At 75.3% G+C, this 12,560-nt stretch carries 13 protein-coding genes; 6 read left to right on the forward strand and 7 right to left on the reverse strand.

Going from position 1 to position 12,560, the window contains the following annotated elements:
• Positions 1 to 351 precede the first annotated feature (351 nt).
• Entirely contained in the window at positions 352 to 993 is a 642-nt protein-coding gene (locus tag ACF1ED_RS23935; protein WP_030753286.1) for an IclR family transcriptional regulator, read from the forward strand.
• Between the two features lie 354 nt (positions 994 to 1,347).
• A complete protein-coding gene (locus tag ACF1ED_RS23940) occupies positions 1,348 to 2,130 on the forward strand; it encodes a S16 family serine protease (protein ID WP_391763634.1) in 783 nt (260 codons plus the stop codon).
• Here ACF1ED_RS23940 and ACF1ED_RS23945 read toward each other — a convergent pair.
• The 4 genes from ACF1ED_RS23945 to ACF1ED_RS23960 form a co-directional block, all read right to left on the reverse strand.
• Positions 2,063 to 3,400: an MFS transporter gene (locus ACF1ED_RS23945; RefSeq protein WP_391763636.1), complete on the reverse strand. Its 1,338-nt coding sequence runs from the start codon at positions 3,398 to 3,400 to the stop codon at positions 2,063 to 2,065. The genes ACF1ED_RS23940 and ACF1ED_RS23945 overlap by 68 nt on opposite strands.
• Complete coding sequence (locus ACF1ED_RS23950) at positions 3,397 to 3,570, reverse strand: hypothetical protein (protein WP_391763638.1); 174 nt, start codon at positions 3,568 to 3,570, stop codon at positions 3,397 to 3,399. The genes ACF1ED_RS23945 and ACF1ED_RS23950 overlap by 4 nt, the downstream gene beginning before the upstream one ends.
• Before the next feature lie 130 nt (positions 3,571 to 3,700).
• Positions 3,701 to 4,300, reverse strand: a complete 600-nt coding sequence (locus ACF1ED_RS23955) for an ArsR/SmtB family transcription factor (RefSeq protein ID WP_391763640.1) — start codon at positions 4,298 to 4,300, stop codon at positions 3,701 to 3,703.
• Positions 4,301 to 4,406: 106 nt separating this feature from the next.
• Positions 4,407 to 4,883, reverse strand: a complete 477-nt coding sequence (locus tag ACF1ED_RS23960; RefSeq protein WP_391763642.1) for an Lrp/AsnC family transcriptional regulator — start codon at positions 4,881 to 4,883, stop codon at positions 4,407 to 4,409.
• A gap of 121 nt (positions 4,884 to 5,004) precedes the next feature.
• Between ACF1ED_RS23960 and hppD the strand changes: the two genes are divergently transcribed.
• Positions 5,005 to 6,150, forward strand: a complete 1,146-nt coding sequence (hppD, locus tag ACF1ED_RS23965; RefSeq protein WP_391763644.1) for a 4-hydroxyphenylpyruvate dioxygenase — start codon at positions 5,005 to 5,007, stop codon at positions 6,148 to 6,150.
• Between the two features lie 27 nt (positions 6,151 to 6,177).
• Here hppD and ACF1ED_RS23970 read toward each other — a convergent pair whose 3' ends face one another.
• The gene (locus tag ACF1ED_RS23970) at positions 6,178 to 7,611 is read right to left on the reverse strand and encodes a tetratricopeptide repeat protein (RefSeq protein WP_391763646.1); all 1,434 of its coding nucleotides are present in this window, start codon (positions 7,609 to 7,611) and stop codon (positions 6,178 to 6,180) included.
• A gap of 98 nt (positions 7,612 to 7,709) precedes the next feature.
• Here ACF1ED_RS23970 and ACF1ED_RS23975 point away from each other — a divergent pair, with 98 nt between their 5' ends.
• Positions 7,710 to 9,110 carry an FAD-binding oxidoreductase gene (locus ACF1ED_RS23975; protein ID WP_391763648.1) on the forward strand — a complete coding sequence of 467 codons (1,401 nt, stop codon included), beginning with the start codon at positions 7,710 to 7,712 and terminating at the stop codon, positions 9,108 to 9,110.
• Between the two features lie 28 nt (positions 9,111 to 9,138).
• Here ACF1ED_RS23975 and ACF1ED_RS23980 read toward each other — a convergent pair whose 3' ends face one another.
• Positions 9,139 to 9,627: an SsgA family sporulation/cell division regulator gene (locus ACF1ED_RS23980; protein ID WP_391763650.1), complete on the reverse strand. Its 489-nt coding sequence runs from the start codon at positions 9,625 to 9,627 to the stop codon at positions 9,139 to 9,141.
• Positions 9,628 to 9,953: 326 nt separating this feature from the next.
• On the opposite strand from ACF1ED_RS23980, the gene ACF1ED_RS23985 reads away from it, so the two are divergent.
• Both ACF1ED_RS23985 and ACF1ED_RS23990 read left to right on the forward strand, forming a co-directional pair.
• Positions 9,954 to 11,297, forward strand: coding sequence for an RDD family protein (locus ACF1ED_RS23985; RefSeq protein ID WP_391763652.1), 1,344 nt, complete (start codon positions 9,954 to 9,956; stop codon positions 11,295 to 11,297).
• 137 nt (positions 11,298 to 11,434) lie between these two features.
• Positions 11,435 to 12,109 (forward strand): RDD family protein, encoded by a 675-nt coding sequence (locus ACF1ED_RS23990; RefSeq protein ID WP_391763654.1) that lies wholly within the window; start codon positions 11,435 to 11,437, stop codon positions 12,107 to 12,109.
• A 21-nt stretch (positions 12,110 to 12,130) separates the two neighbouring features.
• Here the strand turns inward: ACF1ED_RS23990 and ACF1ED_RS23995 are convergent, their stop codons facing one another.
• Positions 12,131 to 12,409, reverse strand: a complete 279-nt coding sequence (locus ACF1ED_RS23995; protein WP_391763656.1) for a hypothetical protein — start codon at positions 12,407 to 12,409, stop codon at positions 12,131 to 12,133.
• Between the last annotated feature and the right edge of the window lie 151 nt (positions 12,410 to 12,560).

Raw genomic sequence — 12,560 nt, forward strand, 5'->3', positions numbered from 1 at the left:
CGAAGCGGTGCGGCACCGGGGCCGGCCCCCACGGACGGCCGACCGGCACCCTCCACGCTACGGGCACGACATAGCGGTTCTTGTCAGCCAAAGTCCCGAGGAGGGCCGACGAAGGTCCTGAACCGTCCGCATCCGGTCGCCCGCGCCCGGATTCTGGACGAGGTCTTCCGCTGAGCGGAGCGGGTCGCTACTGTCCCGGCACAAAGCAACCGCCCCGTGGCAGCGCCGCCGCGGAGCGCAGCCGGTGTTTCCCCTTCCTGCCGGCGGCCTCTGACGTGCGTCGCCGACGGGACCGGCGCCGCGAACCCCGTGGGAGCCGCCGCCACTTTCTCTTTCGAAGGAGAGGGCGTCGTGACCGCGGAGACCTCCCAGACGCTCGACAGGGGACTCAGAGTCCTCAAACTGCTCGCCGACACCGACCACGGCCTGACCGTCACCGAGTTGTCCAACAAACTCGGGGTCAACCGGACCGTGGTCTACCGGCTGCTCGCCACCCTGGAGCAGCACGCCCTCGTCCGCCGTGACCTCGGCGGCCGGGCCCGCGTCGGCCTCGGCGTGCTGCGCCTCGGCCGGCAGGTCCATCCCCTGGTGCGGGAGGCGGCCCTGCCCGCCCTGCGCTCGCTCGCCGAGGACATCGGCGCGACCGCGCACCTGACGCTCGTCGACGGGGCGGAGGCGCTCGCCGTCGCCGTCGTCGAGCCCACCTGGACGGACTACCACGTGGCCTACCGGGCCGGCTTCCGCCACCCGCTGGACCGGGGCGCGGCGGGCCGGGCGATCCTCGCCGCCCGCCAGGGCACCCTCATCGAACCGGGCTTCACCCTCACGCACGGCGAGCTGGAGGCCGGGGCGAGCGGGGCCGCGGCGCCGCTGGTCGGAGTGACCGGCGTCGAGGGCAGCGTCGGCGTGGTCATGCTGGCGGACGCGGTCCCGGAGCGGGTCGGCCCCCGCGTGGTGGACGCGGCCCGCGAGGTGGCGGACGCGCTGCGCTAGCGCCCTGCCGTACGCACCGCGCCGGCGCCCGGGCGTACGCCCGCCGTACGCCCGCCGTACGCCCGCCGTACGCCCGTGGGGGCACCCGCCGTCCGGTGGGTGCCCCCACGGCGTTCCGGGAGGGCCGCGCTGCGCCGGCGGCGCCGGGGCCGCCGGGTCCTCGCCGCCCGCCCCGCGCACGGCCCGCGCAAGGCCCGCCCCCCCCCGCAAGGCCCGCCCGCGCCCGCCCCCTCCGCACGGCCCCCCCGCAAGGCCCGCCCGCGCACGGCGGGCCGTCCCCGGGCGCGCCCCGGCCCGTGCCCGCCGCGGACCCCGGCCCAGTAGATTGGGTCCGTGCTCTCGCGTCTCTCCCGTATGCCCCGGTCCCGTGTGATCGCGGCGTGCGCCGTGCCCGTCGTCGCGCTGGTCGCCGTGGCGGGTCTCGCGCCGCTGCCGTTCGCCATCGCCCAGCCCGGCACCACCGCCGACGTCCTGGGGAAGGACAAGGGCCGGGAGGTCATCACGATCACCGGCGCCCCGGTCCGCCCCACCACCGGGCAGCTGCGGATGACGACCATCCTCGCCACCGGCCCCGGCACGGACGTGGACCTCGGGGACGTGGCCGACGCCTGGTTCCGCACCGACCGGGCGGTGCTGCCGCACGACAGCGTCTATCCGCCGGGGAAGTCCGACGCCGAGATCGAGAAGCGCAACCTCGGGCAGATGAAGGAGTCCCAGGACGCCGCCGCCGTCGCCGCCCTGAACTACCTGAAGCTGGACCCGGAGCAGGTGGAGGTCGGCCTGCACCTGGCCGACGTCGGAGGCCCCAGCGCCGGGCTGCTCTTCGCCCTCGGGGTCGTCGACAAGCTCGACGGCGACGGCGACGGCGGCGACCTCACCGGCGGCGAGGTCGTCGCCGGTACGGGCACGATCGCGCCGGACGGCAAGGTCGGGGCGGTCGGCGGCGTCTCCCTCAAGACCCAGGCGGCCTCCCGCGACGGCGCCACCGTCTTCCTCGTGCCCAAGGACGAGTGCGCGGACGCGGAGGCCGAACTCCCGGACGGGATGCGGCTGGTGCCCGTCTCCACCCTCAGCGACGCGGTGGCGTCCCTGCGGGACCTGGGGCAGGGGCAGGAGTCGAAGGTCCCGTCCTGCTGACCTGGGGCCCCGCGGCCGGCCTCGCGTCCAGGCCGCGCCAGGCGGGGAAGACCGCCGGGGCGAGCGTCACCAGGAAGTAGAGCGCGGCGACGCCGAGCAGCGCGGCCGTCAGCCCCGCCCGCTCGACCACCAGGCCCGTCACCAGACCTCCCAGCGGGGTCGCCATCAGGACCCCGGCCGTGCTGGCGCCCGCCACCCGGCTGCGCAGCTCCTCCGGCACCCGCTCGTACATCACGGTCGTCAGGATCGGGTTGAGCACCCCGGCCCCGAGCCCGGCCGTCACCGCCACCACGAGGAGCGGCGCCACCGTCTCGGTCAGCGCCGCCACCACGAACAGCGGGGCGCCGGTGAGGACGAAGCCGACCGTGAAGATCCACCGGCGCGGGAAGCGGTGCCCCACCGCCCCGTAGAGCAGTGCCCCGGCGAGCGCGCAGCCCGCGAAGACGGCGACCAGCAGGCCCTGCGCGGCCGGACCGCCCAGGTGCTCCCGGGCGTGCAGCGGCAGCAGCACCGAACTCCAGCTGAGGGCCAGCCCGTTGGTGACCATGACCAGCAGCATGATGCCGAGCATCAGCCGGTCGCCGAAGAGGTACGCGTACCCCTCGCGGAGGTCGGCGCGGTAGCGCTCGGGGGAGAGCGGCGGTCCGTCGCGGCGCGGCGCGGCGGCGGCGAGCCCGCGCAGCCCGGCGGCGGTGAGCGCGGCGGAGACGCCGAAGGTCGCCGCGTCGAAGAGGAGCACGGTGTCGGCGCCGACGACCGCCACCAGGACGCCGGCGAGCGCGGCGCCGCCCATCCTGGCCCCGCGCGACACGGCGTCGTACAGGCTCGCCGCCCTCGCCAGCGGCGTCCCGGCCCGGGCGGCGAGGTCCGGCACCAGGACGTGCCGGGCGGTCTCGCCGGGCGCGTGGAAGAGGCCGTTGAGGCCCATCAGGGCGCACAGCATCCAGTAGGAGAGGACCCCGGCGTGGTGCAGCGCCGGGATAGCGGCGAGCGCGAGCCCGCACACGACGTCGGAGACGATGCCGACCCGGCGCCGCCCGATCCGGTCGACGACCGGCCCGCCGGCGATCGCGGAGAGCACGACCGGCAGCGCGGCGCAGAAGGCGACGAAGCCGGCCTTGCCGGGGGATCCGGTGGTCTCCAGGGCGAACCACGGCACGCCGATGAGGGTGAGCGAATTGCCCGCGATGGAGATGGCGTTGGCGGTCAGGACGGTGAGGAGGGGCTTTCTGTCGGCCCCGTTCGGCTGCTTTCCCCCCGGGGCGCTCATGCGGCGAGGGTGACCGTGAGGTCGGTCGGTCCGCCCAGCCGCAGGCCCGGGACGACGGGCGCCCGGCCGGCCCGCTTCCGGACCGGTCCCGCCCGGCCCGCCGCGGCGGCCCTCCGACGGGCCTCGGCGGCGGACGTCCGGTGCGGCAGGAGGTGGATGTCGGCGTGCATGATCTCGTTCCCTTCCGTGGTGGTGGGCGGTGCGGAGGCGTGCGGAGGCGCGGCCCCGCCGGCGGACGGACTCCGGTGCCGGGAGGGCCGGGGCGGGGGAGGAGCCCCGGGCGGCGGTGCCGCGCCGCGGTCAGTCCTCGCGCTGCGGGAAGGCGTGCAGGTGGAGGCGGAGGCGGGCGGCGTCCGGGGCCTGGGCCTCGGGGGAGTCGCGGTACTCGTCGATCAGCGCGTGCAGCCGCGTGCCGAGTTCGCGCGCGGCGGCGGGCGGCAGCCGCAGGGTGAAGTCGCTCATGTCCGACGCGCCGGTCCAGTCGGGCCATTCGTGGCGGGTGGCGAGCCAGGTCGACAGTTCCTGGGTGTGGTGGGCCGCCATCTCGTGGAGGAGCAGGTCGGCGGCGCCCCGCACGTCGGGGTCGGTGTTCCGGTCCAGGGACTCGTCCCAGCGGATGCCCTGCTGGGCGGCCTTCCACCACCGCTCGCGGCCCTTGCCGAGGCTGGGGTCGTCCTTGACGAAGCCGTGCGCGGCGAGCTGCCTCAGGTGGTAGCTGGTGGCCCCGCTGGACTCGCCGAGGCGTTCGGCGAGCTGGGAGGCGGTGGCGGGCCCCTGGTGGCGCAGGGAGCGGAGGAGCTGCACGCGGAGGGGGTGGGCGAGGCCGCGCAGGGAGCGCGGGTCGAGCACGCGGGTCTCGTGCTCCTGGGGGGCCTTCGCGGCCTTCTCGGGCTCGGGCATGCCCTGAGCGTAGACATGCAAAGAAGTAGTTGCAAGGCTTTCTTTGCAACTACTTCTTTGCATGTCCGGGGGAGATCCCGGGGAGGTCGCGGGGAGGTCCCGGGGGCTACTCCGGCTCCCCGCCCGCCGCCTGCTCCACCAGCGGGATGACCCGCAGCGGCACCGCGTTCTCCATCACGATCGCCGTCGACGCCCGCACGATCCCCCCGAAGGCCACCACCTTGTCGATCACCCGCTGGAGGTCCGCGTTCGACCGGGCGACCAGCCGGCACAGCATGTCGCCGTGGCCCGTCGTGGTGTGCAGCTCCAGCACCTCCGGCACGGTCGCCAGGTGCTCCCGGACGTCCGCGCCCTGCCCCTGCTTGATCTCCAGCGTCGCGAAGGCCGTCACCGGGTAGCCCAGTGCCGCCGGGTCCACCTGCGGGCCGAAGCCCCGGATCACCCCGCTCGCCTGGAGCCGGTCGAGCCGCGCCTGGACGGTGCCCCGGGCCACCCCGAGCCGCCGCGAGGCCTCCAGCACGCCGATGCGCGGCTCGCGTGCCAGGAGCACGATCAGCCGGCCGTCCAAATGATCGATCGCCACAGCGCCCTCCGAGTGGTCACGATGTACAAGTCGTCCGCACATACTCCCGGTGGGCTGTACAGATTGCCCACCCCTCCAGCGAACTATTGCGCACCTTGCCGGACGGCGGGACGCTGCTGCCATGACTGAGACCCTGGATCACACCCCTTCCACCGCGCGTGAGGCCGACCCCTTCCCGGTGAAGGGCATGGACGCGGTCGTCTTCGCCGTGGGCAACGCCAAGCAGGCCGCGCACTACTACTCCACCGCCTTCGGCATGAAGCTGGTCGCCTACTCCGGACCGGAGAACGGCAGCCGCGAGACCGCCAGTTACGTCCTCACCAACGGCGCCGCCCGCTTCGTGTTCACCTCCGTCATCAAGGCGGGCACCGACTGGGGCCGCTTCATCGACGCGCACGTCGCCGAGCACGGCGACGGCGTGGTCGACCTGGCCATCGAGGTCCCGGACGCCCGCGCCGCCTACGCCCACGCCGTCGCGCAGGGCGCCACCGGCCTGGTGGAGCCGTACGAGCTGAAGGACGAGCACGGCACCGTCGTCCTCGCCGCCATCGCCACCTACGGCCAGACCCGCCACACCCTCGTCGAGCGCTCCGGCTACACCGGCCCGTACCTCCCCGGCTACACCGCCGCCGCCCCGATCGTCGAGCCGCCGGCCAAGCGGACCTTCCAGGCGATCGACCACTGCGTCGGCAACGTCGAGCTCGGGAAGATGAACGAGTGGGTGACGTTCTACAACGACGTCATGGGCTTCACCAACATGAAGGAGTTCGTGGGCGACGACATCGCCACCGAGTACTCCGCCCTCATGTCGAAGGTCGTCGCCGACGGCACCAAGAAGGTCAAGTTCCCGATCAACGAGCCGGCGATCGCGAAGAAGAAGTCGCAGATCGACGAGTACCTCGAGTTCTACAACGGCCCCGGCGTCCAGCACATCGCCCTCGCCACCAACGACATCGTCGCCACCGTGCGCGCGATGCGCGCCGCCGGCGTCGAGTTCCTGTCCGTCCCGGACGCCTACTACGACACCCTCGGCGAGTGGGTCGGCGACACCCGCGTGCCGATCGACGAGCTGCGCGAGCTCAAGATCCTCGCCGACCGCGACGAGGACGGCTACCTGCTCCAGATCTTCACCAAGCCGGTCCAGGACCGCCCGACCGTCTTCTTCGAGATGATCGAGCGCCACGGCTCCATGGGCTTCGGCAAGGGCAACTTCAAGGCCCTGTTCGAGGCCATCGAGCGCGAGCAGGACAAGCGCGGCAACCTGTAGGACCCGCGCACGGCGTCCGGGGCGGGATCACGGGGCCCGCTCCGGACGCACGGCCGGCTCCCCGCCCCCCTTCGGGGGCTTCAGCGCGTCCTTCGGCACCACGTCCGGGTCCGGCTCGCCCAGCTCCGCGAGCGCCGCCCGGGCCCGCGGCGCGTGCAGCGGCGAGAACGACGGATGGATCCGCAGCGCCTCCTCCAGGTGCCGCCGCGCCGGCCCCGTCCTGCCCAGCGCCCGTTCGGTCTCGGCCAGGTGGTACGTGAACGAGGCGCTGCGCACCCCCTCGTCGGTGGCCCTGCGCGCGAACGGCAGCGCCTCCTCCGCCCGGCCCGCCCGCAGCAGCGCCCAGCCCAGCGCGTCCGCCACCGCCGCCGACCGGTGCCCCCGCGCCCACGCGGCCCGCAGCCGGGTCACCGCGGCCCCCGGATCGCCGTGGTCCGCGTCCAGCAGCCCCAGCACCACCTCGGCCGACCCGGAGACCCAGCTCCCGCCCCGCAGCCGCTCGTACGCCGCCCACGCGTCCCCGTCCAGGCCCAGCGACTCCGCCAGCTCCCCGGCCTCCAGGACGTACTCCGGCAGCGGCTGACGCGCCAGCGCCGCCCTCCAGTCCCGCTGCGCCTCCTCGGTCCGCCCGAGGGCCGCCAGCGCCCGCGCCCGGCCCGCCAGCGCCGGCCCGTGGTCCCCCACGGACCGCAGCGCCGCCCCGTACCGCTCCAGCGCCTCGGCCGGCTCGCCCCGCTCCCACGAGAACTGCCCCAGCCGGGTGTGGGCCACCGCCTTCTCCGTGTCCGTGGCCGCCAGCGCCGCCGCGTCCAGCGCCGTGGCGTCGGCGTCCTCCCGCCAGCCCCGGTCCCGGTAGACCCCCGCCGCCCGGCCCCGCACCACCGCCCCGCCGTGCAGCTCCTCCAGGCGCTCCATCGCCTTCCGGGCCGCCACCGGGTCCCCGAGGCCGTTGTACGCGTCGATGAGCAGCGGGTACGCGTTCCACCGCCGGGGCGCGGCCTTCCGCACCCGCTCGCCCCACTCCTTCGCGGCCTTCCAGTCGCCCCGCGCCCCCGCGAGCACCCCGAGGCCCAGCTGCGCGTCCACGTTCCCCCGGGCCGCCGGCAGCTCCGCCAGCGACCGGTTCAGCGCCCGCTCGGCCCGCGGCAGGTCCCGTACGTCCCCGAGCCGGGTGCCCCGCTCCGTATAGGCCGCGCCCAGCGCCGCCCACGAGGCCGCGTCGTCCGGGTGCTTCCGCAGCCACCCCTCCCGGTCCCCGATCAGCGCCACCAGGTCCGGCAGCGACGCCGGGGCGCCCGCGTGCGCCGCGCTCGCCGCCCGCTCGGCGGGGCCCGGCGGCCGCGGCGGCGCGTCCCGGCCGAGGAACTCCGGCAGGTACAGCAACGCCGTCGCCGCGAGCACCGCGCCCACCCCGGAGGCGAGCACCACCCGCGACACGTTCTGGCTCTTCATCGGGCTCATGCGCCTCACTGTGCGCCCGCCCGCGCTCGTAGGAAGAGCACACCGGCCGCCCGCCCCGGCGGGTTCACACCGATGGCCGCCGGTGCCAGGCTGGAGCCATGGACGATCTCCAGACGCCCCACGAGACCCGCCACGCGGCCCTCCACGCGGCCCTCCGCGCCGGGCTCCCCGCCGACGCCGTTCTCACCGACCCGGACGTCACGGCCTCCTACGCCCACGACATGGCGAGCTTCTGCACGGCCGGCACCCCCGCGGCCGTCGTGCTCCCGCGCACCGTCGAACAGGTCCGGCACGTGATGCGGACCGCGACCGCGCACCGCGTCCCGGTCGTGCCGCAGGGCGCCCGCACCGGACTCTCCGGGGGCGCCAACGCCTCCGAGGGCTGCGTCGTGCTCTCCCTCGTCAAGATGGACCGGATCCTGGAGATCGACCCCGTCGACCGCGTCGCCGTCGTCGAACCGGGCGTCGTCAACGCCGTCCTGTCCCGCGCCGTGTCCGAGCACGGCCTGTACTACCCGCCGGATCCCTCCAGTTGGGAGTCGTGCACCATCGGCGGCAACATCGGCACCGCCTCCGGCGGCCTGTGCTGCGTCAAGTACGGCGTCACCGCCGAGTACGTCCTCGGCCTCGACGTCGTCCTCGCCGACGGACGCCTGCTCACCACCGGCCGCCGCACCGCCAAGGGCGTCGCCGGATACGACCTCACCCGGCTCTTCGTCGGCTCCGAGGGCAGCCTCGGCATCGTCGTGAAGGCCGTCCTCGCGCTCAAGCCGCAGCCGCCCGCCCAGCTCGCCCTCGCCGCCGAGTTCCCCTCCACGGACGCCGCCTGCGCCGCCGTCTGCGCGATCATGGAGCGCGGCCACACCCCCTCGCTCCTCGAACTCATGGACCGCACCACCGTCCAGGCCGTCAACCGCATGGCGCGGATGGGCCTCCCCGAGACCACCGAGGCGCTGCTCCTCTGCGCCTTCGACACCCCCGACCCGGCCGCCGACCTCGCCGCCGTCGGCGCGCTGTGCGCGGACGCCGGCGCCACCGAGGTCGTCCCCGCCGCCGACGCCGCCGAGTCCGAACTCCTCCTCCAGGCCCGCCGGCTCTCCCTCACCGCCCTGGAGACCCTCAAGCCCGCCACGATGATCGACGACGTCTGCGTGCCCCGCACCCGGCTCGCCGAGATGCTCGCCGGCACCACCGCCATCGCCGAGAAGTACGCCCTCACCATCGGCGTCTGCGCCCACGCGGGCGACGGCAACACCCACCCCGTCGTCTGCTTCGACCACACCGACGAGGACGAGTCGCGGCGCGCCCGCGAGTCCTTCGACGCGATCATGGCGCTCGGCCTCTCCCTCGGCGGCACCATCACCGGCGAACACGGCGTCGGCGTCCTCAAGAAGGAGTGGCTGGCCCGCGAACTCGGCCCGGTCGGCCTGGAACTCCAGCGGGAGATCAAGCACGTCTTCGACCCGCTGGGGCTGCTCAACCCCGGAAAGCTCTTCTGAGCCCGCCCGTCCGCCCGCCGGCACGGACTCACAGCTCGCCGTCCTGCGACTCGTCCGCCCACGGGTCGCGCAGCCACAGGTCGTCGCCGACCACCGTGGTGGCGAGCAGCTCGGCCAGCCCGTCGTCGATGCCGAGCCGCTCCGACTCGGTGCCCGGCGGGACCGTGCGCAGGGTCCGCTCCAGCCAGGCGGACACCTGCGCCGACGGGGCCTCCAGGAGCGCGTCGCCGTCGGGGGAGGAGAGGGCCATCAGGATGACGCCGCGGCCGTCGACCTTGGTAGGCCAGATCCGCACGTCGCCGTGGCCGCAGGCCCGGAAGACGCCCTCGACCAGCAGCTCGCGGGCGAAGGTCCAGTTCACCGGGTGCTCGGAGCCGATGTGGAAGGTCATGTGCACGGCGTACGGGTCGTCGGTGCGGTAGGCCAGCCGGGCCGGCACCGGGACCGAGCGCTCGGGGGACAGGACCAGCTTCAGCTCCAGCTCGCGCTCGACGGTGGTGTGCTCGGTGTACGGCATGGCTGTGCCTCTCGCGTAGGGGCCCCGGACGGGCCTTCACCTGGAGAGAGCGCGGCCGGCCGGGTTCATTACGCGACTTCGGGAAATTTTTCCGGGAAGTTCTCTCCGGTCCGGCCACGGGCCTTCGCCGGGTCCCGGCGCGACCCCCGCCACCGTCCCCGCCACCCCCGTTCCCGGGCCCGAACCTCACGTGGAGTGAGGGATTCCGGCCCGTGTCGCCCGAAGGCGGCCTTTCTCGCGGGCTCTTTCTCCCCTCGGCGGCGTTCTTGGTTACTGTGCCTCCTTAGTGTGGTGACGGAACGTTGTGACTGAACGGAGTCGGGGCAGTGGCTACTCCTCCCGGAGGCGGCGGCGAGGTACCCCAGGCGGGGTACTACCCGGACCCGTCGATCCCCGGATACATCCGGTACTGGAACGGCGGCTCCTGGGTGCCCGGCACGAGCCGGCCCGCCCCGAAGGACGGCGAGGCCGCACCGGTCCCGCCCGCCTCGGCCGGGCCCGCCGGACCGGTCCTCGCCGCGAGCCCGGCACCGGCCCCGACGCCGGCGCCCGCCCCCGAACCCGAACCGGCCCCCGAACCCGCCCCGGCCGCCGCCCGCGTGCCGGCCGCCGTCGAGGAGACCGGGCCCGTCTTCTTCGACGAGGAACCCCTCGTCCGGGAGCCGGCCACCGCCTGGGGGGCCGACGCCTCCCGGCAGCACGGCCCCGCCGCCGGGCAGGACCGTCCGGCCGCCTGGGCCGCGCCCGCCGCGCCCGAGCCCGCCGCGCCCGCCGCCGAACCGGCGCCCGCGCCCTCCGTCCCCGACCCGAGGTCCCCGGTCGAGTGGCCGGCCGCCCCCGCGCAGGCCGAGGCCCCCGCCCCCGACCCCCGGACCGCGAGCGCCCCCGCCCGCCTCGGCGGCATGCCCGTCACCCCGGCCCCCGCCCCGGCGCCCGTCCACGAGACCCCCGCCCCGGCCCCCGCGCCCGCACAGCCCCAGCCCCAGCCCCACCCCCATCCGGCACCCGCCCCGGCCCCGGCGCCCGCCCCGGCCCCCGCGCCCGTGGCCCCCTCCTGGGCCCAGCCGCAGCAGCACCAGGCCCAGCCGCAGCCCCCGCAGGCGCAGCAGCAGCCCCAGCAGCCCGTCGTGCCGTGGAAGCCGCCGGTCGAGGACCCCTTCCTCGCCGCCGTCCGCGAGCAGTCCTCCGCGCCCCCGGCCGGGCTCGGCCGGCGGCTCCTCGCCCGCGTGGTCGACACCCTCCTCCTCGGCGCGATGGCGGCCGGCGCGGCCTTCCCCTTCGTGGCCTCCGCCCTGGAACACATCGAGGGCAAGATCGAGGCGGCCGAGCGGTCCGGCGTCACCGTGCAGGTCTGGCTCGTCGACGGCACCACCTCGGTGCAGTTCGGCATCGCGCTCGGCCTGTTCCTCGTCCTCGGCGTGCTGTACGAGGCGCTGCCCACGGCCAAGTGGGGCCGCACGCTCGGCAAGAAGCTGTGCGGCGTCCAGGTCAGGGACATCGAGGCCCACGAGCCGCCGACCTTCGGCCGCGCGCTGCGCCGCTGGTTCCTGTACACCTTCCTGGGCCTGCTGGTGATCGGCGTCCTCAACGTGCTCTGGTGCGTCTTCGACCGCCCGTGGCGCCAGTGCTGGCACGACAAGGCGGCCGGCACCTTCGTCGCGAAGGCCTGAGCCCGGGCCCCGGCCGGAGGATCCGGCCCCGGGGCGCCGGCCCCGGGGCGCCGGGCCCGGGACCTGCCGGGGGATCAGGTCCCCCGAACGGGCGTCCAATCGTTGCGGCCCCCCGGTGCCCGGGATGCGATGCCCCCATGAGCACCGACCAGCCGCCGCCCGGACCGCCCCCCGACGACGACCCGTTCCGCAAGCGGCCCCAGGAGCCCCCGCAGGGCCCGCCCCCGGGCACACCGCCGCCGCCCGGGCCCCCGCCGCCGGGGAGCCCGTACGACTCCCCGTACCCGCCCCCACCGCCGTACGGCGGCTACGGCGGCGGCTACGGCGGCACCGACCCGCTCTCCGGGATGCCGCCGCTGGCCGACTCCGGGCGCCGGATCCTGGCGCGGCTCGTCGACTTCGTCATCATCGCGGTGCCGCTCGCCGTCATCGGCATCCCGTTCGACGTCTACGAGCGGGCGACGGTGGACGGCGACGACTTCCAGACCACCTGGACCGGCGGCGGCCAGATCGTCTTCCAGCTGCTCACGATCGTCGCCTTCGTCACGTACGACACCGTGCTCACGGCGAAGAACGGCCAGACCGTCGGCAAGCGGCTGATGAAGCTGCGCGTCGCCATGCTCAACGACGGCTCCACGCCGCCGATGAACCAGTCGCTGCTGCGCGCCGTCGTGCTCTGGCTGCCGGCGCTGATCTGCTGCGCCTGCCTCTGGCCGCTGCTGCTGCTCGTCCTCATCCTGGTCGACAAGCCCTACAAGCAGGGCCTGCACGACAAGGCGGCGAAGACGGTGGTCGTCACCGTGCCGCAGTAGCCGGCGGCGGAACGGACGGACTCACGGACCGGTCCGGGTATCGGCTCCCGCGCCCACCTGCGCGGCCGGCACCCGGACCGCGTCGTTCCCGGAGCGCGCGGCGGGGGCGGCGGAGGTCTTGACGGGACGCGCCCCTGCGGGCATCGTCACCGCCACGAGGACGCCGAGCAGCAGTCCGGCGACACAGGCCGCGGCGACGCCGGGCGGCCCGGTGGCCCCGGTCAGGAGCAGGAGCGCGGCGGTCGCGAGGACCACGACGGCCGAACCGTAGGCGTACTGCGCTGCGTTCGGACGCTGCATGACGGATACCGCCCCTCCGGACTTCGGGTCGACTCTACGACGCTCGATGCCCGGGAGGAGCGGCGGGTAAGCGTGACCTGACCCACGGTGCCGGGGCACGGGGGGCGCACGGGTGGCACGGACGGGCACGAACCCCCGCCCGGCACCCGGA

Source organism: Streptomyces sp. NPDC014656, from assembly GCF_043084305.1.
Taxonomy (GTDB): Bacteria; Actinomycetota; Actinomycetes; order Streptomycetales; family Streptomycetaceae; genus Streptomyces.